The organism is Vogesella mureinivorans (assembly GCF_007644035.1).
Lineage (GTDB): Bacteria > Pseudomonadota > Gammaproteobacteria > Burkholderiales > Chromobacteriaceae > Vogesella > Vogesella mureinivorans.
Genome location: NZ_VMTV02000812.1, coordinates 1 through 299, shown reverse-complemented (window position 1 = coordinate 299; position 299 = coordinate 1). Strand labels below are relative to the sequence as shown.

The 299-nt window shown below is 37.5% G+C and carries 1 protein-coding gene; it reads left to right on the top strand.

Features of this window, described 5'->3' with window-relative positions:
* Positions 1 to 299 (top strand): aromatic-ring-hydroxylating dioxygenase subunit beta (locus FLQ44_RS19760; RefSeq protein WP_206209002.1); only part of this gene is annotated, 299 nt, incomplete at both ends.

The following is a 299-nucleotide window of genomic DNA, read 5'->3' as shown; positions in this document are numbered from 1 at the left end:
TGCTCAATGAAATTACAGCTTTTATTTGGGCTGAGGCAGATATGTTGGACCACTCTGAGCATGATAACTGGTTAGATTTATGGAATGAGAAGGGCGTCTATATTATTCCAATTGATCCCAAACTGACAGATTATGAAAATAATTTGAACTATGCCTATGACGATCATCATATGCGTAAGTTACGTGTGCAACGCTTACAAAATGGTGAGGCAATTTCAACTGCACCAAAAGCCAATACTGTACGTAGTGTCTCACGTGTTCGTATTGTAAAAGATCAAGATGGAGAAATTATTTTACGT